Origin of the sequence: Uliginosibacterium sp. 31-16 (assembly GCF_030730865.1) — a bacterium.
Lineage (GTDB): Bacteria > Pseudomonadota > Gammaproteobacteria > Burkholderiales > Rhodocyclaceae > Uliginosibacterium.
Genome location: NZ_JAVALZ010000002.1, coordinates 142,321 through 164,376, shown reverse-complemented (window position 1 = coordinate 164,376; position 22,056 = coordinate 142,321). Strand labels below are relative to the sequence as shown.

The following is a 22,056-nucleotide window of genomic DNA, read 5'->3' as shown; positions in this document are numbered from 1 at the left end:
ACTGCTTGATAGAAAAGCTTTCAAGTATAGCACGCCCATGCGGAGACGCCCGCCCTGATGTGCTGTCTGAACCCGATGGAGGCTCGTGCTAACATCCACAGCAACTAATTTCCAATGTACTCCGACATGATTGCAATCATTGGTGGCAGTGGTCTCAGCCAGCTTTCCAACCTCGACATCACTCGTCGCGAGGTTGTGCGTACGCCTTATGGCGAGCCTTCCGGGGCGCTGCAATTCGGCCATCTGTGTGACCAGCAAACCGTGTTCATTGCCCGTCATGGCTATGGCCACACGATTCCGCCGCATGTGGTGAACTATCGTGCCAATATCTGGGCGCTCAAGCAGGCCGGTGCCCAAGCCATCATTTCGGTTGCCTCGGTAGGAGGGATTTCTGATCACCTGGGGCCGGGTGTGATTCTCGTGCCAGATCAGATCATTGATTACACCTGGGGGCGCAAGTCGACATTCTTCGATGGAGGTGACAGCCCGGTTGTGCACGTCGATTTTACCGACCCTTACGACGCCGGTTTGCGTCAGCGCATTCTTGTTGCGGCGCAACAAGCCGATGAAGAAGTCATTGATGGCGGCACTTACGCCGCCACTCAGGGGCCACGGCTGGAGTCTGCCGCTGAAGTGGCGCGCCTGGAGCGGGATGGTGCGCACGTAGTCGGCATGACGGGCATGCCCGAAGCTGTCCTGGCCCGCGAGCTGGAAATCCCGTACGCGGCGATTCTTGTGGTGGCAAATCACGCTGCCGGGCGCGGCAACAGCACTCACGGCATCCACATGGAGTCAATTGAAACGACGCTTAAGCAGGCCATGAACCGGGTGCACAAGCTGCTACAGCATTTTTGTAGTACTTGCGCATGATCCGGCCTGTTTTGCGCATGGGGGACCCCCGTCTGCTGCGTCAGGCTGCAGAGGTAAGCGCCTTTGATACGCCGGAGTTGCACGCCCTGATTGCTGACATGTTTGAGACAATGGAGCACGAAGGCGGTGTCGGATTGGCGGCCCCGCAGATTGGCGTGAATCTGCGTGTGGTGATTTTCGGCTTCGAATTCAGTGAGCGCTATCCCGATGCGCCGGAAGTACCTTTGACCGTTCTGATCAATCCGGTGCTGGAGTTCATTGGAGACGAGCGGGAGGAGGGCTGGGAAGGTTGCCTGTCAGTACCCGGTCTGCGTGGTGTTGTGCCGCGCTATCTGAATTTGCGATATGGCGGATTTGATCCGTTCGGTAGCCGCATCGAACGCGTGGTAGATGGGTTTCACGCTCGGGTTGTGCAGCATGAATGCGATCATCTGGATGGCGTGCTCTATCCGATGCGGGTGCAGGATTTCCGGCGTTTCGGTTTCAGCGATGAGATTTCTCTAGCGGCTGAAAGCGCCTGAACTTGTTATTGAATGTGGACAACAAAAAACCGGCTCTCAGGCCGGTTTTTTGTTGTCTGTCACGCGCGCTTACTTGGTCAGGAAGTCTTCGCGAATCGGCGTGAAGGTGTCCAGCAGCACGCCAGCTTTCAGGCACTTGCAGCCGTGCATGATGTTCGGTTCCTTGTACAGGGTGTCGCCGGTCTTGACGATCTTGGTCACATCACCGATGGTGAATTCGAACTCGCCGGAAAGGATGTGAGTCAGTTGCTCATGCGGGTGGTTGTGCATGTAACCGATAGCGCCATCGGCGAAGTGAACTTCCACCTGCATCATCTTGCCGCCATGGGCGAGAATGCGGCGGCTGACACCATTGCCCAGATCTTCGAGCGGGCAATCTTTGCTGAATACGAACATTTCTGAAATCCTCCAAGTGACAGCCCGCGATTATACGTAGTCACTCCTCTGACGCAAGCACGGGGCCGCCATTCTTGCTTCGACAGTTCATTCAAGAACGGTTGTCAGCCAGATCACCAATGCCAGAAGGGCTCCGCCGCCCAGAGTGATCAGTAGCAGCTGGCGTGTCGAGGACAGTGCTGCAAAGCCTGTTTTGGCCTCTTCACGATCATTTTCCGCATCAAGTTCAGCCCGGAGTTGCCCGGAGCTTGTTATGGGCGTCTGAAAAGTCTGTAGCGGCACGCCTTGTACTGCGGGCGCAGACTGTCCGGCCAGAATCTGGTCAGCAGGGGTGGGAGGCGTGGTGTGTGACAGGATTGCCGCTTCGGGGAGTGGTGGGTGGCGGGGCGGCACTGGAGGCGTTGTCTGCGCAGCCGGCGACGGTTCGTTTCCCTGTTCCTGCTGCACGGCGGGTTGCTGGATGTCGGTGCTGGTCATGTTGCCCATCGGGCTGGCGCCTGTATTGGCGGCCAGGTAGGCCTCCAGCGCTCCTGCGTTGGCGATCAGGGTGCGTTCGGGATCGTGCTTTCCTTCGCTCCCCGTCTTGTTGCGCAGGTGCTCGGCGCCCTGCTGGACGACTACTGTCCCGCTGACAGTCTGTTTGCTGCGCGGGACGATTACTGTTGGCGCGCTGGATGGATCGCCTTGTGCCGCCAAGGCCTGCTCAAGATGGCGACGGGTTTCTGTCAGCTGATCACGTGGGACGATCAGGGTTGGCGCGCTGGATGGATCCTCCGCTGCGGCCTGTGCGGCTTCCATTTTTCGCCGGATCTCGGCCTGACGATCACGGGGAACGATCTCGGTGGGGGCGCTGGAAGGGTCTTGTGCGTGGGCTGGACGGGAAAGTTCCTGAACGCGTGTGCGTGGCACGACCAGCGTTGGAGCGTTCGACAGGTCCGGCTCATCATTCAGATAACGCGCCAGCGCATCAGGCGTGGCTACCTGGGTTTTTTCGAGGTCGGAAGATGGGGCAGGACGGGGCGGAGCAGGCGGCTGGATGACGGGGCTGGCTGCCGTTGTCAGAATGGTGGCTTCGAGCTTGACCTGCATGCCGAGGCGAGTCAGCTCGGCTACATAGCGCGCTCCCGTCTCGCTGTTCAGGCCTTTTTTCAGCACTGCGGTGCGGCCAGAGAACAGGCGTTCGAGCTGCTCCGGCGAGGCTTTCAGGCGCGAACTGGCTGCATGCTTGACGACCTCGGGGTCAAACCCTTCCAGCACGACGCCTGCAAAAACCACCCGGTATTCCGTTTCCATCAATAGATCTCCCCGCTCGTTCTATCTTGCGCAACGCCAGTGTTGACGCGGACTTATACTTGTATTGCGATGATAACCCGGAGCACGCTGCATGCATGCTGTTCACATGGGAATGTGGCAAATTTGCAAAATTCGCCGTCTGATGACGCTAAAAAGAGCCTGATTAAGTCCAGACGGAGGGCTGAGTGCCACGGAGCCTCCCGCGTCAGCGTCTGTTTTTGTGACTTCAGGATGCGGAATGAGGCGGGTACAATCCGGCGTCTGAGCAGTGCCGTGAGTCCCCCCGCCCGGAGGCACGCACTTCGTGCAGCTTCCTCGCCACAAAATGATGGAGTAAATAATGCAGATCGATATCCGCCAGTCCGTGAATGCCGCCTACAGCAAGACCCTTGATACCGAAGGCTTGCGCAAAGAATATCTGGCCGAGCAGATTTTTGCCGCAGACCAGATCACCATGACCTATAGCCACGTCGATCGCATCGTCTTCGGCGGCATCATGCCGGTGGCCGGTGAGGTCGTCATGCCGGATCTGGGCAAGACCTACGGCACGGCCTATTTCCTGGAGCGCCGCGAAATGGGCGTGATCAACATCGGTGGTGCCGGTGTGATTGTCGTTGACGGAGTTTCGTACGACATTGGTCATGAGGAGGCGCTGTATATCGGCAAGGGCTCGAAGGAGCTGGCATTCAGGAGCGTCAGCAAGGATGCGCCGGCCAAGTTCTATTACAACAGCACCCCGGCCCATGCCGCTTACCCGATCAAGAAAGTCACCCGGGATATGGCCAGCCCGCAGACCATGGGCGACGCCAAGACCTCCAACAAGCGCACCATCAACAAGTACATCGTGCCTGGTGTGGTGGATTCCTGTCAGCTGATCATGGGCCTGACCAAGCTGGAAGAAGGCAGCATGTGGAACACCATGCCTTGCCACACGCACGAGCGTCGCATGGAAGTGTATTTCTACTTCAACATGAGCCCGGACAGCGTGGTTTTCCACATGTGTGGCGAACCGACCGAGACCCGCCATATCGTGATGCGTAACGAGCAGGCCGTGATTTCGCCGTCCTGGTCGGTTCATACCGGCGTAGGCACGCAAGCCTATACCTTCATCTGGGGCATGGCGGGCGAGAACCAGACCTTCCCGGACATGGATCACGTCGCCATGACCACCCTGAAGTAATTCGGCTCAGGTTCGACAAATACAAACGCCGGCAGGGAACTGACCGGCGTTTTTGTTGGTTTGGCGGAGCAAAGCAAAGCATTGCATTGCCGTATTTCTTGGAGGCGGATGAAGAGCCGCTTGCAGTCTCGCTCTACGGGCTATCAAGCCGGAAATGCCCTGTTCATGAGCTTTGCCGGCATGCCTATCTGAAGATCATTGCTGCATGCGGCTTGCCGGGAAGCCTGCTGCGGGTGTTAATGCACCAGATTGAAGGCGAGTGCCCCCATGCCCACTCCTACCAGCGCATCCAGCACGCGCCAGGATTGAGGTTTGGCGAACAGCGGCGACAGTTTGTGGGCACCGAAACCGAGCAGGGTGAACCAGGTTGCCGAAGCAGTGATGCAGCCCAGCCAGAAAATCAGGCGCTCGCCATTGGCGAGGTGGGCGCCGATTGAGCCGATCAACACGACAGTGTCCAGATAGGTGTGCGGGTTCAGGTAAGTGAAGGCCAGAATCATCAGCACGGCAGCGCGCAGACTGGTGCGAGGGGTGTCTCCGGCGGTTTGCAGACTGCGCCGGGTAAACGCCGCGCGCAGCGAACTCAGGCTGTACCAGAACAGGAAGGCGGCGCCCGCCCAGGTTGCCAGTCGCACGGCTTGTGGCCATTGATCGAGCAGGGCGCCCATGCCGCCGATGCCCAGGCCGATCAGCAACGCATCGGAAATGGCGCAGATCAGTACCGTTGGCAACACATGCTGGCGGGTCAGGCCCATCTTCAGCACGTGCGCGTTTTGTGCCCCGATGGCGAGGATCAGCCCGCCGCTGACCGTAAATCCCTGAATGAAGCTGTTCATGGTGTTCTCCCAGATGGAAGCCCTTGAGCGCATGGATCAGGCCGGGTGCGCAGTTCCTGTCATGAGCGGCACTGTTGCCTGAAACTCCGCGCGCTTTTCTGCGGGCATTCCAGTAAATGACTTGCAGCGAATGTAGCGGGACTTGCTGTGTTGCATTAGCATCCTGAATAACTTTCATGTTTATTAAGGATCTCTAATGAATGTGGATTTCTCGCTCCTTGCCTGCCTTGAGGCTGTCGTGACTGAAGGCAGCTTCGACAAGGCGGCCAGCGTGCTGTCGATCACCCAGTCCGCGGTCTCTCAGCGCATCCGCGCGCTGGAGTCGCAAATCGGCTTGCCCTTGCTGTTTCGCACTCGCCCCGTCAAGCCCACGCCTGCTGCCCAGCCCTTGCTGCGCTTTGCGCGACAGACCCGCCTGCTGGCCATGGAGGTGTGGCCGGAGGTGCTTGAAGGGGCCACTCACGGGCAGCTGCGTCTGGCGGTGAATGCCGATAGCTTGGGCACCTGGGTGCTCCCCGCGCTGACCGAGTGGATGGATCAGCATGCGGTGACCCTGGAGTTCGTCGTCGACGATCAGACGCTGACCCAGGCCCGCCTTCGTAATGGCGAGGTAATCGGCTCGATCGGTTCGGATCCGGTTGCCGCCAAGGGTTTCAGTGTCGTGCCGCTCGGCGAGATGGCTTACGTCTGTGCGGCTGCACCGGCCTTCGTGCGTCGTTACTTCCCCCGGGGGCTGGAGCTCGCCGCAGCGCGCAAGGCTCCGGCACTGGTCTTCAATCGCCGTGACGCCTTGCAGGCGGATCACCTGAGCCGCTGCCTGAACTGGCATGAGCCACGTTTTCCGCATCACTTCGTGCCGGCATTCGAGGCTTATCTGCAAGCTGCCGTACTTGGCTACGGTTACGGCATGATGCCTTTGCTGCAATGCCAGAGTGCGCTGGATGCCGGTTTACTGGTGAATGTGACGCCCGATGTGCCGGTCAGCGTGCCGCTCTACTGGCACACCTGGCAACTGGAGTCAGAGCTGATCGGCAGCCTGGGCAAGGCACTGGTCGCGGGGGCGATGCAAGCGCTGGCGCCGATTAGCGGCGATGCCTGAAGATCTGCTTCTGGCTTGGGTCTGCAGGAGGCTTGCCTGGAAAGCGTTTCAGACGGTGCAGCCTGAAAGATGGCTTCCAACAAGGCGCTTCGGGCATCTCAGTGCAAATATCCATTTGGCGTTTCGTTGCCGGTCCTGAATGGAGGAGCAGGGCGTGCATCAGGCGTGTCGTAGCAACGCAGACAGCGGTTTTTTCGCCAGACAGCAAGATTTTGTTTGCAAAAAGCCGGTTTTCAGTGCAGAGTGCGCAGGCGATTTTCAAGTTGTGCTGTTTGTTGTCCGGCGTAAGTGCCCGGTTCCCTCCGGTAATTTCCTCCTTCATCACCCCGCTGTCTTGAGCTTCGCAGAGCCAAAGGGTTTTTACCCGGCTCTGGGGGCATCCCCATTTTTTAATTTTTAAGGATATACAAGATGGCAACAGGTACCGTGAAGTGGTTCAATGATTCCAAGGGTTTCGGCTTCATCACTCCCGATGGCGGCGGCAAGGATCTTTTCGCCCACTTCTCCGCAATTCAGGGCTCGGGCTTCAAGACGCTGCAAGAAAATCAGCGCGTGACGTTTGACGTCATCACCGGCCCGAAGGGCGAGCAAGCGGCCAACATCCGCGAAGCCGAGTAAGGCAGGGTTGTACGGCTGGCAATGCGTTTGTGCGTTGCCTTGGCTGCAATCCCTCCCTACCGGAAAGGCCCGGCTCTTGCCGGGCTTTTCTTTTTTTAAACTCTTGCTGGAGTACGCATGGCAAAAGAAGAACTGATTGAAATGAACGGCGCGGTGGACGAAGTTCTGCCGGATTCGCGTTTCCGTGTGACCCTTGAAAATGGTCACCAGCTGATTGCCTACACCTCGGGCAAGATGCGCAAGCACCACATCCGCATTCTCGCTGGCGACAAGGTGTCGCTGGAAATGTCGCCCTATGATCTGAGCAAAGGTCGCATCACTTTCCGCCATATCGAAGGCCGTGGTCCTGGTCCCGCAAGTGGTGGCGCTGCGCCGCAACGTCGTCGCTGATCAGTACGCTTGCATCCGGTAATTCCTTAACTTCAGTTTCCGCTTTGCGGACTCTGATGTCGCTGGCCGGTTAGAATGGCGCCCCTTGCCTGATGGCCTGACTGGCGCGCCGTTCGATGTCTTCTCCGGATTTGTCCGACCTGCTGAACCTTGTTTTGACGCGTGACCGTCCGGCATTGCGTCGGGCTTTGCGTGAGCTGAAGACTCGCCCGCAAAAGCTTGCTGATTTGCCGGAGGCGCTGCGCGAGCGCATCGAGAAATCCATTGCGATCCGCGCCGCGCGGCGTGAGAAGCTGCCGCGACCGACTTTCCCGGCCGAGTTGCCGGTCAATCAGCGCCGTGACGAGATCGCTAGGGCGATCCGCGAACATCAGGTCGTCATCATCTGTGGCGAAACCGGCTCCGGCAAGACTACCCAGCTCCCCAAGATCTGCCTCGAACTCGGGCGCGGCGAAGCCGGCCTGATCGGCCACACCCAGCCACGGCGACTGGCTGCGCGCGCCACCGCTACACGGATTGCCGAAGAGCTGGGCAGCGAGCTGGGCGGCACAGTCGGCTTCAAGGTGCGTTTTACCGACCACGCCAGTGCCGACAGCTACATCAAGCTGATGACCGACGGCATCCTGCTTGCCGAGACGCAGGGTGATCCGCTGCTCTCAGCTTACGACACGCTGATTATCGATGAGGCACACGAACGCAGCCTCAACATCGACTTTCTGCTCGGCTACATCCGTCAGCTCCTGCCGCGCCGGCCGGACCTGAAGGTGATCGTCACCTCCGCCACACTGGACGCCGAGCGCTTCGCCAAGCACTTCGCGCAGGGCGACAAGCTCGCACCGGTGCTGGAAGTCTCTGGCCGTCTTTATCCCATCGAAGTGCGCTACCGGCCAATCGAGGATGAAGAGGAAGTCACCTCCAAGCCATTGCTGCGCGCCGGTGTGCGCACTGCCGCGCCGAAAAATCGCAACCCGAATCGCGATCTCTACGAGGGCATCGTCGAAGCCGTGAGCGAGCTGCAGCGCGAAGGGCCGGGTGATGTGCTGGTCTTCCTGCCGGGCGAGCGCGAGATTCGCGAAGCCGCCGAAGCCTTGCGCAAGGACCATCTGCCGAGCACCGAAATCCTGCCGCTGTTTGCACGCCAGTCTGCGGCCGAGCAGGCACGCGTGTTCTCGCGCTCGAACGGGCGCCGCGTGGTGCTTTCCACCAACGTCGCCGAAACCTCGCTGACCGTGCCGGGCATCCGCTACGTGGTGGATGCGGGCTTGGCGCGCCTGAACCGCTATTCGCACCGCAACAAGGTCGAGCTGCTGCAGATCGAGAAGATCGCGCAGAGTGCGGCCAAGCAGCGCGCCGGGCGTTGCGGCCGGGTGCAGGACGGCATCTGCATCCGCCTGTATAGCGAGGACGATTTCAATCGCCGCCTCGCGCACACTGAGCCGGAAGTGCTGCGCTGCTCACTGGCCGGCGCGATCCTGCGCATGAAGTCGCTGCGCCTCGGTGCGGTGGAAGACTTCCCCTTCATCGACAAGCCCAGCGGCAAGATGATTGCCGATGGCTACCAGCTGCTCAACGAGCTGGGCGCGGTCGATGATGACAATGAACTGACTCCCATCGGCCGCGAGCTTTCCAAGCTGCCGCTGGACCCGAAGATCGGCCGCATGATCCTCGCCGCGCGTGATCGCGGCGCCTTGCGTGAGGTGCTGGTGATCGCTGCGGCCTTGTCGGTTCAGGACCCGCGTGAGCGCCCGCCAGAGCAACCCGGCACCGCCGATCAGGCGCATGCGCGCTTCCGTGTTGCGCCGGATGACAAGGCCGAGCCGAAGAGCGAATTTCTCTGGTACTGGAACCTGTGGCAGGCCGCCGACGAGGTCTGGCGTCACGAAGGCTCCAGCAAGCAGAAGACCTGGTGCAAGACGAATTTCCTCTCCTGGCTGCGCATGCGGGAGTGGCGCGACATTCACACCCAGCTGCATGAGTTGTGCGCTGAGCATGGCTGGATTCACAAGGAGCCGAAAGCGGGGGCCACCGACGCTGCTGAAACTGCCAAACCCGCCAAGCCGAAGGCCGAGAGCAAGCCATCAGCACAGGCGCAGCGCGTCAAAACTTTCGACAAGCTGCAAGGGAAGATCCAGCCGGCCGAGGCAGCCAAGCCTCCTGCAAAGTCAGGTGGGCAGGGTGCTTCCTATGAGGCCATCCACAAATCCTTGCTGGCCGGACTTCTCGGGCATGTCGGCGTGAAGATCGAGGATGCGAGCGGCCCCTGGGTCGGTGCCTTCAACGGCGCGCGTGGCATCAAGTTCTGGCCGCATCCGGGCTCCTTCATGGCCAAGCGTGTCGGCAAGTGGCTGATGGCCGCCGAGCTGATCGACACCAGCAAGCTCTTCGCACGCTGCATCGCCAAGATCGAGCCGGAATGGCTGGAGGAGGTCGGCGCGCATCTGGTGAGGAAGAGCGTCTACGAGCCGCACTGGGAGAAGGCCAAGGGCGCCGTGCGCGCCTGGGAGCGCGGCGTGCTCCACGGCATCACGCTCTACCCGCGCCGCCCCTGTGGTTTCGACAAGGAAGGTCCGGCGCTGTGCCGTGAGCTCTTGATCCGCGACGGCCTGGTTGCTGGCGAGATCGATGAAGCGGCCGCGCGCAACATGCCCTTCTTCCAGCACAACCGGCGCCTGATCGCCGAGATCGAGCGCCTCGAGCAGAAGATGCGCCGCCCTGATCTGCTGGTCGATGACGCGCTGATCGAATCTTTCTACGACGCCCAGATCCCGGCTGAAGTCACCGATCTGCGCATGTTCGAAGCCTGGCGCAAGCAGGCCGAGCGGGCGAATCCGAAGTGCCTGCATCTGGAACGCGAGCAGCTGATGCGCCACGAGGCGGCGGGCGCGACCAGCGACAAGTTTCCGGCCGAATTCGAAGTGATGGGCCAGCACCTCAAGCTCACGTATGTGCATGAGCCGCGTGCCAACGATGATGGCGTCACGCTCACGGTGCCGGTGGCGATGCTCAATCAGGTGCCGGCGAACCGCTGTGAATGGCTGGTGCCGGGCATGCTGGAGGAGAAGGTCACCGCGCTGCTCAAGACCGTGCCGCAGCGCCATCGCCACCGCCTGCAGCCGATAGGCGAGAGCACGCGCGCCTTTCTCGATGCGATCGAGGAGGGCGAGTACAAGCAGGACGAGCCGCTGGTGAGGGCACTCCAGCGTTTCGTCGAGGAACGCGTGAGCTACAAGCTGGACATGGCCAGTTTCCGTTTCGAGAACCTGAATCCGCACTGCTTCATGAATTTCCGCGTGATCGACCAGCACGGCCGCGTGCTTGATCAATCGCGCGATCTCGCCGAATTGCGCCTGAAGCTCAAGGATATGGCGGCGGCCGCCTTCCGCGCCGCCCAGATCGAAGGCTCGATGGGTGCCCAGCTTGCTGCATTGAATGTGCAGGGCAAGGAGACGGCATCTCCGCAAGCCGCGCCCGGCAAGGCTCCGCAGGCCGGTGCCGTGGAGAGCCGCGATGCGCCTGCCTCTGCCGACATGCGCGATGCAGACGGCCAGCACACGGCCTTCTCCGGCATCACCAGCTGGAGCTTTGGCCCGCTGCCGGAATTGCTGGAAGTGAAGATCGGCAAGCGCAACCTGATCGGCTTCCCGGCGCTGCACGACGATGGCGATTCGGTCAGCCTGCGGCCTTTCGATACTGAAGAGGAAGCGGCGCGCGTGCATCGCAAGGGCTTGGTGCGCCTCTTCGCGCTGAATCTCAAGGATCAGGTCAAGGCGGTAGAGCGTCTGCCGGGCCTGCGTGGCCTTGCTCTGCAGTTCATACCCTTTGGCACCGAGGGCGAGCTCAAGGAGCAGCTTCTCGAAGCCACTCTGATCCGCACCTGCCTGATGGCGCCGCTGCCGGTGAATGCCACCGACTTCAACCAGCGCGCGCTGGAAGCCAAGACCCGCGTCAGCCTAGTCGCGCAGGAGCTGATGCGCCTCGTGCAAATGCTGCTCACCGAGCACGCCTCGCTGCAGAAGCGCTTCGCCAGCCTCAAGGGCTTCCCGGACTTGCTGGCTGACGTGCAGGGGCAGGTAGGCAAGCTGCTGCCCAAGAACTTCCTGATCGCCTATCCCTTCGAGAAGCTCGCGCTCTTCCCGCGTTATCTCAAAGCTATCGACGTGCGTATCGAGAAGATGCGCAACAACCCCGCGCGCGACACGCAGCTGATGGCCGAGTGGAAATCACTGGCCGGGCCATGGGAACGCGAATGGATCGCCATGCAGCGCGGCGGCCTGATTGATCCGCAACTGGAGGAGTTCCGCTGGCTGCTGGAGGAGCTGCGCGTGGGCCTCTACGCGCAGGAGCTGAAGACGCCGATGCCGGTGAGTGTGAAGCGCCTGCAGAAGATCTGGGACTCGCGGCCACGTTAACCGGAGCGCTAGCCTGAGCGAACGCTTCGGGTCGCAGGCGAGATTGAAGCCCGACAAGTGCCTTGGCGAATGCCGGGCCTGGCGGTGCTTGAAGTCTTCTTTGCGTGAATATCTGTCTGAAGAGCCGCATCTGGCGGGCATCTTCAGGCAGGCGGTCTGATCTGCCTTGTCGTGCTTGTGTGGTGGGCAGGCATGCCTGAAGAATGGCTATGCAGGCGGTTCTTCGAGGCATGCCTGCTGCACTGACGGTATGGATGGTGGGCTCTGAAGGGAGCCGGGCGCGTCCCGGGCTGCGCGTCATCGGGTCCGCCATGTTCGGCCCCGGCAATTCTTGCCGGCCAAACTGGAAGGAGTCGATCCGGGCTTCGTTCGGCTGGTTTTGCCTTTTGAGTTTGTTTAATAAAAACAAAGGCTTGCTGTTTGTTTTTTGGGTGACGGGCGCTTCTGGCACCAGAATTGCGATACATGGTCGTAGATAGCAGCAGGAGCGCTCGATCATGGCAGGCCTACTCAGTATTTCCCTCACCGGTCTCAATGCCGCCCAGGCAGCATTGAACACGACCAGCCATAACATCTCGAATGCGAGCGTGTCAGGCTATACCCGGCAACAGGTTGTGCAGACCACCGCCGACCCGATGTTCACCGGGGTCGGTTTTTTCGGTCAGGGCACCGAGGTTGCGACGGTCAAGCGGGTCTACAGCCAGTTCCTGACGGCGCAGGTCATGGCGGCCGATACGACGCGGGTGCAGTACGAAACCTATTACAACCAGATTTCGCAGGTGGACAATCTTCTGTCCGATGAGACTGCAGGCCTGAATCCGGCGCTGGAGGAGTTCTTCCGCGGAGTGCAGCAAGTGGCTGCAGACCCGAGCAGCGTGCCGTCGCGGCAGTCGATGCTGTCTACCTCAGAAGCGCTGGTGACGCGTTTTCAGGCCATGCAGACGCGACTTGAGGAAGTTCGCGCGGGTGTGGAGACCCAGATCGGCAGCGCTGTTACCGACATCAATTCCCTGGCTGACAAGATTGCCAGCCTGAATCAGAAGATCGTGACCGCACAGGCGGCTGGGCCGAATGTCCCCGCCAACGACCTGCTGGACATGCGCGATGCGGTGGTGGCTCAGCTTAATCAGCAGATCAAGACCACAACGACGGCCAACAGCGATGGCACGATCAACGTATTCATCGGGTCAGGCCAGCCACTGGTGATGGGCGCGGATGTCTTTTCGCTGTCGACGGTCGCTTCTTCAACGGACCCGAGTCGTTCTACCGTGGGGGTCCAGCTGGTGGGCGGCGGGGTAGTGCCGATTCCAGAGAATCTCCTTACCGGCGGTAAGCTGGGGGGCTTGCTGAGCTATCGCTCGGACTCACTCGACTCTGCACAGAATGCGCTGGGGCGGATTGCTATCAGTCTGGCCACCGAATTCAACGCCCAGCATCGACTGGGGCAGGATCTGACGGGGCAGATGGGCGGCAATTATTTCACCGCAATGGCGCCTGCCCAGCAAAATTTGCCGAATCTGGTGACCGGTACGGCATCCACTGCGGCGATCACGTCTTCGATCAGCAGTGTGGCGGGTCTGACGACCAATGACTATGTGCTGGCCTACGATGGAACCAATTATTCGCTGACGCGCACTTCAGACAGTGGCGTGGTGTATAGCGGCGCGACCCTGCCGACGAATGTGGACGGGTTGAGCTTCACCGGTACGATGGCGGCAGGTGATCGGGTGCTGATTCAGCCGACGCGCTTCGCTGCGCGTGATATCGGTGTGGCCATCAAGGATACGAGTCTGATTGCAGCGGCCTCGCCGGTGCGTGCTGCAGCAACAAGCACCAACACGGGTACGGGTTCGGTAACGCAGCCTGTTGCCAACAGCCTAACCGGCATTCTGGCCTCGCCGGCAGCGCATATTGCAACGCCGATCACCCTGACGTTTGACTCTGCCTTGAATCAGTTCAACGTCACCGGCGCCACCCCGGCGACGATTGCCTATAACCCGGGCAGCAACGCTGCAGGCACCAGCGTGACGCTGACCAATCCGGATCTGACTTTCTCGATTGCCGGTCGGCCGGCCAATGGCGACTCCTTCACGATCAGCACCAATGTTGGTGGCACCAAGGACGCGCGCAATGCCAGCGCCTTGTATAACCTGCAGTCAACCAAGAGTCTGCTGGGCGGGACGGCTACTTATGGCTATGCCTATTCGCAGATGGTCAGTGATGTCGGCACCAAGACCAGCGAAGCCAAAGTGAATGCAGAAGCCCAGCAGGGCTTGCTGGATCAGGCGACCGCGGCACAGCAAGGGCTTTCCGGTGTAAATCTGGACGAAGAAGCGGCCAATCTGTTGCGCTATCAGCAGATCTATCAGGCGGCTGCGCGCTGCATCGGGGTGGCCAACTCCTTGTTTGATGACATTCTTTCCATCATGGGGTGACGTCATGAGAATCAGTACATCCATGATCTATGACACCAATGTGTCGACCATCGGTCGTCAGCAGGTGGATCTCGTACATACGCAGCAGCAACTCTCCACCGGCCGCAGGGTGGTTTCGCCCAGCGACGACCCGGTTGCCTCGGCGCGTGCTCTGGAGGTATCCCAGTCCATTTCGCACCTGGCTGTGCAGAAGGAAAATCAGGGCGCGGCCATTGATGCGCTGAAAAACCTGGACTCCCAGCTGGGCGCCATTCATGACGTGCTTGATTATGTGCGTGAGCGGGTCATCCAGGCAGGCAATCCTTCGCTGTCGACCAGTGACAAGCAATCGATCGCCACCGACATCCGTGCCCAGTTCGACAGCCTGCTCAGTCTGGCCAATACACAGGACTCTCAGGGCGAGTATCTGTTTTCGGGCTACGTAGGCAACACCGCGGCCTTTACCGGCAATCTGGCGGGGGTGAACTATCAGGGGGATCAGGGAACGCGCACGCTGCAGGTCTCGAACACACGCCAGATTCCGGTCAGTGTGAATGGCAACGAGCTGTTCATGAATATCGATTCGGTCAACGGCGCCTTCACCAGTAGCACGAATTCGACGACAGCAATCATCAGCGACGGAACGGTTTCCGGCCCTGCACCGTACACCGGTGACCACTACGCCATCCGCTTTACCAGTGCCACGACCTATGACGTGTTCGACACTGTGGCAGATCCGGGCATGAGTGGGGCGCCACTGGCAACGGGAACCTATGTGGAGGGGCAGGCCATCGGCTTGCCAGACCCGGCCAATGCCGCAACTACCGAAATCCAGGTCACGATTTCCGGTGCTCCGGTCGCGGGCGACACGTTCCAGACCGTGCCAGGCTCTACCAGCGATATGTTCAGCACGCTCAAGCAACTGGTTGTTGGTCTGGAGAACGCCAATGGTACTGGCTACACGGGGATGATCGCCGACACCCTGGGGCGGCTCGACAACGCGATGGAAAATGTACTGCGCCTGCGCGCGCAGGAAGGGTCGCGTCAGGTGGAGGTCGAGGCCCTGCAGAATGTCGGTGAAGATCTCAAGATCCAGTATGCGGATCGTCTGGAGCGTCTGGTAGGCCTCGATTACGTCGAGGCTATCTCGGATTTCCAGCAGCAGCAAACTTATCTTGAGGCCGCGCGCAGCACCTTTGCCAAGATTTCAGGCCTGTCGTTGTTCAACTTCATTTCCTGAGGGTGACGTCATGAGGTTGTCCGCAAAACTCTGGCAATTGCCGATTCTCATCGGGCTGAGCGCGTGCAGCAGCCTTTCAGGCGACATTCCGGGAAATACCTCCATTGTTCCCAAGGGCTCGCTGCACATTTTCCCGAAATATGCCGTGACGCATGCGGACATCGTTCAGGTCGGGCTGCTGCTCGCAGCCGTCTACATGGTGACAGATCCAACAGCGCCCAACTGGGAGATTGTCGAAACCCGGCTGCCGGATAACCGCGTGCTCTATAAGCTGAGCATGCAATACCTGCATGTCGGCGGCGATGGTGAAGCACGCTACGTGCTGGCGCGGCGTGCTGAAGCGCTGGCTCGCGAGCAAGGCCTGGGCGGCTATCAGATCCAGCGCTACGAGGAGGCGGTGGATTCACGGATCCTCCTGCCACAGCGTACCGCCTACGCCGAAGTGCAGTTGCTTGCAGCCAGATAGGGCGGGCTTCTCCGGTCGGCATGCCTCGACGCCCAGGATTGGCGCGCCTGTTCGGGGAATCACCCTGAAGAACAAGGTGGCAAGCGGGTCTCCGGGTAAGGCTTGATAGAGAAAAAAACTTCTTGCGCAACTGGTGAAAAGTACAGTACTGTACGGCCATACAGTGCATGAAACGAGTTTGCCATGAGCCTTGAACTGACCCGCCGCCAGCAGGAAATACTCGACTTCATCCGGGATCGCATCGCCGCTGATGGCATGCCGCCAACCCGGGTCGAAATCTCGGCCGCTTTCGGTTTTGCCTCTCCCAATGCAGCAGAGAGTCATCTGCGCGCGCTGGCCCAGAAAGGCGTGATCCGCCTGGAGTCTGGTTCGGCACGCGGCATTCGTCTGACGCAGGAAATTGCTTCCGCCGAACCGGCAGGTCTGCCGCTGGTGGGCCGCGTGGCAGCCGGCTCGCCGATCCTGGCACAAGAGCACATCCAGCGTCATTTGCCGATTGATCCGGCCATGTTTTCGCCGCGTGCTGATTACCTGCTGACCGTGCGCGGCCTGTCGATGATCAATGCCGGCATCCTGGAAGGTGATCTGCTCGCCGTCCATCGCTGTGCCGATGCGCGCGATGGCCAGATCGTGGTTGCACGGGTCGAGGATGAAGTCACCGTCAAGCGCCTCAAGCGCCAGCCGGGTGGCGTCGTCGAACTGATTGCCGAGAACCCCGATTTCTCACCCATTCTGGTTGATCCCCGGCGCAGCGCGCTGGCGATCGAAGGCATTGCCGTCGGCCTGATCCGCGACGGCTTTACGCGAATCTGATCCATACGTCTTTTTCCCGAAATCCTCGAACTGCTCCGGAGTCCAGCATGAAAAATCACTTTCACAACGCATTTCCGCAAACCTTGCAGCTTGCACAGCCGGCTGGCCGGCCTTCACGTGGCCTGAGCATCAAGCCCATGGCTCTGCTGGAAGTTGTGCGCCGGCGCGGGCGCAGTTGGGGTTTGCTGGCGCAGTACGAAGAAGGTCGTCTGGGACTGCTGCGCTGATCCGAAGCAAGCTTGCCAATAAAAAAGCTGCCCGCAGGCAGCTTTTTTATTGGCAAGGCACCGATGCGACGATCAGACTTCTTCGTCGGTACCCAGTGCAACAGCATTGAAACCGCTGTCCACATACATGATCTCGGCGGTCATTCCTGACGCCAGATCAGAGCAGAGGAATGCGGCGGCGTTGCCGACTTCGTCAATCGTTACATTGCGACGCAGTGGTGCATTGCGCTCATTGAAAGCCAGCAGTTTGCCGAAATTGCCAATGCCCGATGCGGCAAGGGTGCGGATTGGCCCGGCAGAAATTGCGTTAACACGCGTGCCTTCCGGACCGAGAGCGACAGCCATGTAGCGGACAGCCGCCTCCAGACTGGCTTTGGCCAGCCCCATCACATTGTAATTCGGCATGGTGCGTACGGCGCCGAGGTAACTCAGCGTCAGCAGGCAACCGTTGCGCCCCTTCATCAGCGGTTGAGCCGCCTTGGCCAGCGCGGCAAAACTGTAGCTGCTGACTTCGTGCGCGGTGCGGAATGCTTCGCGTGACAGGCCTTCCAGAAAATTGCCCTTGAGCGCTTCACCAGGGGCAAAGGCAATGGAGTGAACGAGACCGTCGAGACCATCCCAATGCTGGGCGAGTGCGTCGAACAGGGTCGTGATCTGGCTGTCGTCCTGCACATCACACGGGAAGACCAGCGTGCTGTCGAAATCCTTGGCCATTTCAGTGACGCGGTCTAGAAAACGTTCGTTCTGGTAGGTGAATGCCAGCTCGGCTCCTTCGCGATGCATGGCTTTGGCAACGCCATAGGCGATTGAGCGATTGCTCAGCAGCCCGGTAATCAGGATGCGCTTGCCTGACAGAAACCCCATTTCGGTATCCCCATTTTAAAAGTGCGTGATTATAGCCATGTGTTGAGCCGCCGCTCCGATTACGGAGCGTGCGGCGCAGAGAACCGTACCGGATAGATTCTCCGGTGATCCGGGGACGGTGTTTATTCCACCTTGGCTTTTTTCAGCAATTCGTTGACATGCGTACTCAGGGCCTGCTGTTCAAGGAACTGACGCAGTTCATTCTTCTTGTCTTCAAAGCTGGGCGGAACAGCCTTGCGGGTTTCATCCACCATGATCACGTGATAACCATACTGGGTCTGTACCGGCACAGTCGTGAATTTGCCGGCTTCGAGCTTGCCCACGGCATCACCGAACTGCTTGGGCAAACCCTGAGGTGCAACCCAGCCAATATCGCCACCCTTGTCACGAGAACCCGTATCGAGCGAATCCTTGGCCAGATCGGCAAACTTGGCACCATTCTGCAGCTTGGAAATCAGGGCTTGTGCCTCTTCGAGCTTTTCTACCTGAATGTGGCGCGTCTTGTATTCGGTGCTGGACATTTCGGCCACGCGGCGATCATATTCGGCGCGGATCTGGGTTTCGGACACTTGATTCGTCTTGGCCCACTCGTTGATGTAAGCGCCGATCAGGATGCCCTGGCGAGCCATGTCAATGCGGGTCTGGATCTCTGCTTTCTTGTCCAGTCCGCGTTTTTTGGATTCCTGGGCCAGAACTTCGCGGCGTACCAGTTCGTCCTTGACGGCGCTACGCAGTTCTTCATTGTTCGGCGCCCCCTGGGCAATCTGCTCGTTCATCATCAGCTCCGCTGCTGCGGCTGAAACGGGCGAACCGTTAACCTTGGCCAAGGGCTTGGGATCTGCTGCGAGGACGGTAGAAGACGCCAGAACCAGCGCCATGGCAAGGCAACTCAGCTTCAGTTTCATGATATTTCCTGATCGAACGGTGGATGGGTGGAGCAGATTCATGCGGTCTGATCCGGCTGATTTTCTTCAGGCGTCAGAGCCGTAATGCTCAATGCGTGTACTTCGCCACGCATCAGCGTACCGAGACTGGCGTACACCAGTCGGTGACGGGCGACTGCAGATCGTCCGGCAAAGGCTTCCGCAACGATTTTCAGGCGGTAGTGACCGCCTCCCTTGGCGCCTGCGTGGCCGACATGGAGGTGGCTCTCGTCGGTCAGTTCGCACAGCACAGGCTGCAGGCTGGCAAGATGTTCAAGAAGCAAGTCGCGAGTCAGCATGCGGCACACCCTCAGGAGGGCGTTTCATCCTTGACGTGGCGTGAGATCAGCACCGCTTGCGGAATGATGAACAGGATCATCAGTCCCATGCAGCCGAACACCTTGAACTTGACCCAGATTGATTCGCTGAAGTTGCTGGCGACGTAAATGTTCAACACGCCCAGCGCAGCAAAGAAGCCGGCCCAGGCAAGGTTGAGCCTGTGCCAGAGGATGTCAGGAAGTTTGACCTGTTCTTCCAGCAGTTTGCGGATCAGGTTGCGCTTGAGAAAAAATGCGGAGACTAGCAGAACAAGAGTGAACACCCAGTACAAAACGGTGGGTTTCCACTTGATGAAGGCGGGATTGTTCAGATACAGCGTAAGGCCGCCAAAGACCACGATGATCACTGTACTGACCCACAGCATCGGTTTGACGCGCTTGAGGACGTACCAGGCGTAAGCAAGCTGAAACAGGGAGGCCGCAATAGCCACGCCGGTTGCCACATAAATGCCGGCAAACTGGTACGCAGCGAAGAACAGCGCAATAGGGAAAAAATCGAAGAGCAGATCCATAGCGACAAGGATTATAGACGAGTTGGGTGGCCACGGCTTTTCAGCACGTGATGTACGGCATCAAGCTTGTGTAAAGAAAGATCAGCATTTCAAATGCAGCGACGCACGCAAACCACCATTCTCTCCCGGCAGCAGATCCAGGTGGCCTCCATGCAGGCGGGCTACGCGATCCACTATGGCCAGCCCCAAGCCGGATCCCTGGGCGTTGCTGCGGGCATTCTCAAGACGGGTAAAGGGCCGCTTCAGTCGCTCGACCTGATCAGCAGGGATGCCTGGTCCGCGATCAGTCACTTCGATCTCCAGATCTTGTGCATGGGCTCGGACGCTGATTTCCAGCGATAGTTCCGCACCTGCATAACGCAGGGCGTTATCGACAAGATTGATGATGGCGCGGCGCAAGGATTGCAGACGGACTGGGGCCAGCGCTTTTTCCGGCAAGGTCAGGGTGATTTTCGTTCCACGTGCCTGATAGCTCCGGGCAAGTTCCTGTACGAGGGAGACAACATCGCACTCTTGGGGCGACTCGGTCTGGCCGCCCCGGGCAAAATCGAGAAACTGACCGATTATGCGGTCCATTTCTTCTATATCCTGACCCATGGCAGCAACATCGTCGGCGTGCGCCCCTGACATCTCGATGCCCAGACGCAAGCGGGCCAGCGGGGTGCGCAAATCGTGCGACACCCCCGCCAGGATCAGGGCGCGGTCTGACTCCAGCTCGGTCAGATCATGCGACATCTGGTTGAATGCCTGTGCAACGGAGGCAACCTCGCGGGCTCCGTCTTCCGGAAGGATCGGCACAGGGGCGCCCCGCCCAACGGCGCGGGCGGCTCCTTCCAGCGCCTTCAGAGGGCGGGTCAGACCCAGCACCAGCAAGTAGGCGGCGAGCAGGGCGATCAGAATCGCTGCGCTTCCCCAGCCCAGCCACTCAGCGGCAGCCGGGCCGGCAATGCGTTCCCGGGGCAGCATGATCCAGTATTCATCCTCGGGCTCACTTTCATCCACGCGGAAGCTGACGAAGAATCCCTCCAGCTCGTTCATTCCTGCCGAAAAACGGGTGTAGCTGCCCAGCCGGGTGCGTACGGATTCCTGCAGCTTGCGCATCAGGGCCGTATCGGGGAGAGCAACCAGACGATCATCATTTTCGGCAGGCAGAACCCGGATGCCTTCAAGACTGTTCAGATCGTGCAGCAGGGCAAGCCGTTGTGTATCGTCTGCAGCAAGCAGAGCCGAACGGGTCAGATTGACCATGCTGACGACCAGTTGGGCGGTCTGCGCAGCGCGCGGGCGCAGGGCGTAATAGTTGTAGATCTGCAGCCAGGCGAGCAGAGAGCCGACCAGCAGCAAAGCTATCAGCAGGAAGCTGCGCCAGAGCAGGGTGCGAGGCCATGGGAAACGGGGCATGCGGAGCGGGCTCAGGTGGCAGTTTTGGCGCTTGAGCCGTCGGGTACGAAAACATAACCAAAACCCCAGACTGTCTGCAGATAACGCGGCTTGGTCGGTTCGTCTTCGATCAGTTTGCGCAGGCGGGACATCTGTACATCAATCGAGCGGTCGAAGGCGTCATATTCACGGCCCCGGGCCAGCTCCATCAGGCGATCCCGTGACAGAGGCTCGCGCGGGTGCTGCAGCATCACCTTGAGCAGGGCGAACTCACCGGTTGTCAGAGGCAGGTCTTCGCCCTTGCGCGTCAGTCGCCGGGCGCCCAGATCGACCTCGACCTGACCAAAACGAACTACCGAAGCGTCCTCCGCTGGCGCCCCGGGCAGACTGCGGGGCTTGCGACGCAGGACGGCGTGAATGCGGGCGACCAGTTCGCGCGGGTTGAAAGGTTTGGGCAGATAATCGTCCGCACCCAGTTCCAGACCGATGATGCGGTCAACTTCGTCGCCACGCGCAGTGAGCATCACGATCGGCAGCGGGTTGTCGCCCCCGCGCAGACGTCTGCAGATGGAGAGACCATCCTCGCCTGGCAACATCAGGTCGAGTACCAGCAGGTCGAAATGCTCGCGAGTCAGTGCCCTGTCCATCAGTGCTGCGTCAGCCACGGCCTTGACGGCAAAGCCCTGCTCATCGAGATAACGCTCCAGCAAGTTGCGCAGGCGTGCATCGTCATCAACGACGAGAATGCGATAACGTTCTTTTTCCATGACTTAATCCTAAGGGCTTGAAGGCACAATGTCAGCAGTTGTCTGGGGCAGGCGATGAGATAAATGGTGAGCAATTGTTGGGATCTGCCTGACTGGAAACATGTGCTTACAACTCGCTGCGGCCATTGCACCTTCGTCTGGGCAATACTTCAGGCATGGAAAACCCCGAGACGTATTGAAGCGATCATGAAGCATGTCCTCACCCTGTTGTTTGCCGGCCTTCTCTCGGCATCCGTGCTGGCTCAGCCGCTTGAGCGCGGCCCCATGCGCGGACCAGGGCGTGAAACACGTCAGGACGATGAACTGCGGCAGCGCCATGAGCGCATGCAGGAATTTCGCCAGGAAATGCGCCGTCAGCGGCAGGAAGGGCGCGAGGAGCAGCGTGCGATGCGAAATGCTGATCCTGATGAGCGTCCGCGTGGCTTGCGGCGCCTGAATGCCGAAGAGCGCCAGCGCCTGCGTCAGGAAATGCGCGAGGCCTTTCGGCGCTGATCCCCGAT

At 59.8% G+C, this 22,056-nt stretch carries 23 protein-coding genes; 13 read left to right on the top strand and 10 right to left on the bottom strand.

Features of this window, described 5'->3' with window-relative positions:
- Window positions 1–126: 126 nt before the first annotated feature.
- Window positions 127–870, top strand: a complete 744-nt coding sequence (locus tag Q9Q94_RS08550) for an S-methyl-5'-thioinosine phosphorylase (protein WP_305979642.1) — start codon at window positions 127–129, stop codon at window positions 868–870.
- A complete protein-coding gene (gene def, locus Q9Q94_RS08545; protein ID WP_305979641.1) occupies window positions 867–1,391 on the top strand; it encodes a peptide deformylase in 525 nt (174 codons plus the stop codon). Before Q9Q94_RS08550 ends, def begins: the two co-directional genes overlap by 4 nt.
- A 69-nt stretch (window positions 1,392–1,460) precedes the next feature.
- Here def and Q9Q94_RS08540 read toward each other — a convergent pair whose 3' ends face one another.
- Entirely contained in the window at window positions 1,461–1,787 is a 327-nt protein-coding gene (locus Q9Q94_RS08540; protein ID WP_305979640.1) for a cupin domain-containing protein, read from the bottom strand.
- 87 nt (window positions 1,788–1,874) lie between these two features.
- Entirely contained in the window at window positions 1,875–3,080 is a 1,206-nt protein-coding gene (locus Q9Q94_RS08535; RefSeq protein ID WP_305979639.1) for a hypothetical protein, read from the bottom strand.
- A 346-nt stretch (window positions 3,081–3,426) separates the two neighbouring features.
- On the opposite strand from Q9Q94_RS08535, the gene kduI reads away from it, so the two are divergent.
- Window positions 3,427–4,260, top strand: a complete 834-nt coding sequence (gene kduI, locus Q9Q94_RS08530) for a 5-dehydro-4-deoxy-D-glucuronate isomerase (protein WP_371929844.1) — start codon at window positions 3,427–3,429, stop codon at window positions 4,258–4,260.
- A gap of 236 nt (window positions 4,261–4,496) precedes the next feature.
- Here the strand turns inward: kduI and Q9Q94_RS08525 are convergent, their stop codons facing one another.
- Window positions 4,497–5,096, bottom strand: a complete 600-nt coding sequence (locus Q9Q94_RS08525) for a LysE/ArgO family amino acid transporter (RefSeq protein ID WP_305979637.1) — start codon at window positions 5,094–5,096, stop codon at window positions 4,497–4,499.
- A gap of 196 nt (window positions 5,097–5,292) precedes the next feature.
- Here Q9Q94_RS08525 and Q9Q94_RS08520 point away from each other — a divergent pair, with 196 nt between their 5' ends.
- On the top strand, window positions 5,293–6,195 hold the full coding sequence (locus Q9Q94_RS08520) for a LysR family transcriptional regulator ArgP (RefSeq protein WP_305979636.1): 903 nt from the start codon (window positions 5,293–5,295) through the stop codon (window positions 6,193–6,195).
- On the opposite strand, the gene Q9Q94_RS08515 is transcribed toward Q9Q94_RS08520, so the two are convergent.
- Window positions 6,179–6,517, bottom strand: a complete 339-nt coding sequence (locus Q9Q94_RS08515) for a hypothetical protein (protein ID WP_305979635.1) — start codon at window positions 6,515–6,517, stop codon at window positions 6,179–6,181. The two genes, Q9Q94_RS08520 and Q9Q94_RS08515, sit on opposite strands and share 17 nt — an antisense overlap.
- Before the next feature lie 89 nt (window positions 6,518–6,606).
- Between Q9Q94_RS08515 and Q9Q94_RS08510 the strand changes: the two genes are divergently transcribed.
- The 8 genes from Q9Q94_RS08510 to Q9Q94_RS08475 all read left to right on the top strand — a co-directional run bounded on the left by Q9Q94_RS08510 (window position 6,607) and on the right by Q9Q94_RS08475 (window position 16,772).
- Entirely contained in the window at window positions 6,607–6,813 is a 207-nt protein-coding gene (locus tag Q9Q94_RS08510) for a cold-shock protein (protein WP_305979634.1), read from the top strand.
- 117 nt (window positions 6,814–6,930) lie between these two features.
- A complete protein-coding gene (gene infA / locus Q9Q94_RS08505) occupies window positions 6,931–7,203 on the top strand; it encodes a translation initiation factor IF-1 (protein ID WP_305979633.1) in 273 nt (90 codons plus the stop codon).
- 116 nt (window positions 7,204–7,319) lie between these two features.
- Window positions 7,320–11,612 carry an ATP-dependent RNA helicase HrpA gene (hrpA, locus tag Q9Q94_RS08500; protein WP_305979632.1) on the top strand — a complete coding sequence of 1,431 codons (4,293 nt, stop codon included), beginning with the start codon at window positions 7,320–7,322 and terminating at the stop codon, window positions 11,610–11,612.
- Window positions 11,613–12,109: 497 nt separating this feature from the next.
- Entirely contained in the window at window positions 12,110–14,047 is a 1,938-nt protein-coding gene (flgK, locus tag Q9Q94_RS08495; protein WP_305979631.1) for a flagellar hook-associated protein FlgK, read from the top strand.
- 4 nt (window positions 14,048–14,051) lie between these two features.
- Window positions 14,052–15,266, top strand: coding sequence for a flagellar hook-associated protein FlgL (flgL, locus tag Q9Q94_RS08490; RefSeq protein ID WP_305979630.1), 1,215 nt, complete (start codon window positions 14,052–14,054; stop codon window positions 15,264–15,266).
- A gap of 10 nt (window positions 15,267–15,276) precedes the next feature.
- Window positions 15,277–15,732: a hypothetical protein gene (locus tag Q9Q94_RS08485; protein WP_305979629.1), complete on the top strand. Its 456-nt coding sequence runs from the start codon at window positions 15,277–15,279 to the stop codon at window positions 15,730–15,732.
- Between the two features lie 183 nt (window positions 15,733–15,915).
- Window positions 15,916–16,545 (top strand): transcriptional repressor LexA, encoded by a 630-nt coding sequence (gene lexA, locus Q9Q94_RS08480; RefSeq protein WP_305979628.1) that lies wholly within the window; start codon window positions 15,916–15,918, stop codon window positions 16,543–16,545.
- A 47-nt stretch (window positions 16,546–16,592) separates the two neighbouring features.
- Window positions 16,593–16,772 (top strand): hypothetical protein, encoded by a 180-nt coding sequence (locus tag Q9Q94_RS08475; protein ID WP_305979627.1) that lies wholly within the window; start codon window positions 16,593–16,595, stop codon window positions 16,770–16,772.
- 72 nt (window positions 16,773–16,844) lie between these two features.
- Here Q9Q94_RS08475 and fabI read toward each other — a convergent pair whose 3' ends face one another.
- The 6 genes from fabI to ompR all read right to left on the bottom strand — a co-directional run bounded on the left by fabI (window position 16,845) and on the right by ompR (window position 21,556).
- Window positions 16,845–17,636, bottom strand: coding sequence for an enoyl-ACP reductase FabI (gene fabI / locus Q9Q94_RS08470; RefSeq protein WP_305979626.1), 792 nt, complete (start codon window positions 17,634–17,636; stop codon window positions 16,845–16,847).
- A gap of 122 nt (window positions 17,637–17,758) precedes the next feature.
- The gene (locus tag Q9Q94_RS08465) at window positions 17,759–18,541 is read right to left on the bottom strand and encodes a peptidylprolyl isomerase (protein ID WP_305979625.1); all 783 of its coding nucleotides are present in this window, start codon (window positions 18,539–18,541) and stop codon (window positions 17,759–17,761) included.
- Between the two features lie 38 nt (window positions 18,542–18,579).
- Window positions 18,580–18,858 carry a BolA family transcriptional regulator gene (locus tag Q9Q94_RS08460; RefSeq protein ID WP_305979624.1) on the bottom strand — a complete coding sequence of 93 codons (279 nt, stop codon included), beginning with the start codon at window positions 18,856–18,858 and terminating at the stop codon, window positions 18,580–18,582.
- An 11-nt stretch (window positions 18,859–18,869) separates the two neighbouring features.
- Complete coding sequence (locus tag Q9Q94_RS08455; protein WP_305979623.1) at window positions 18,870–19,409, bottom strand: septation protein A; 540 nt, start codon at window positions 19,407–19,409, stop codon at window positions 18,870–18,872.
- Between the two features lie 81 nt (window positions 19,410–19,490).
- A complete protein-coding gene (locus Q9Q94_RS08450; protein WP_305979622.1) occupies window positions 19,491–20,810 on the bottom strand; it encodes an ATP-binding protein in 1,320 nt (439 codons plus the stop codon).
- Window positions 20,811–20,821: 11 nt separating this feature from the next.
- Window positions 20,822–21,556 carry a two-component system response regulator OmpR gene (gene ompR, locus Q9Q94_RS08445; RefSeq protein WP_305979621.1) on the bottom strand — a complete coding sequence of 245 codons (735 nt, stop codon included), beginning with the start codon at window positions 21,554–21,556 and terminating at the stop codon, window positions 20,822–20,824.
- Window positions 21,557–21,742: 186 nt separating this feature from the next.
- Between ompR and Q9Q94_RS08440 the strand changes: the two genes are divergently transcribed.
- Complete coding sequence (locus Q9Q94_RS08440) at window positions 21,743–22,048, top strand: hypothetical protein (RefSeq protein ID WP_305979620.1); 306 nt, start codon at window positions 21,743–21,745, stop codon at window positions 22,046–22,048.
- Window positions 22,049–22,056: the final 8 nt, after the last annotated feature.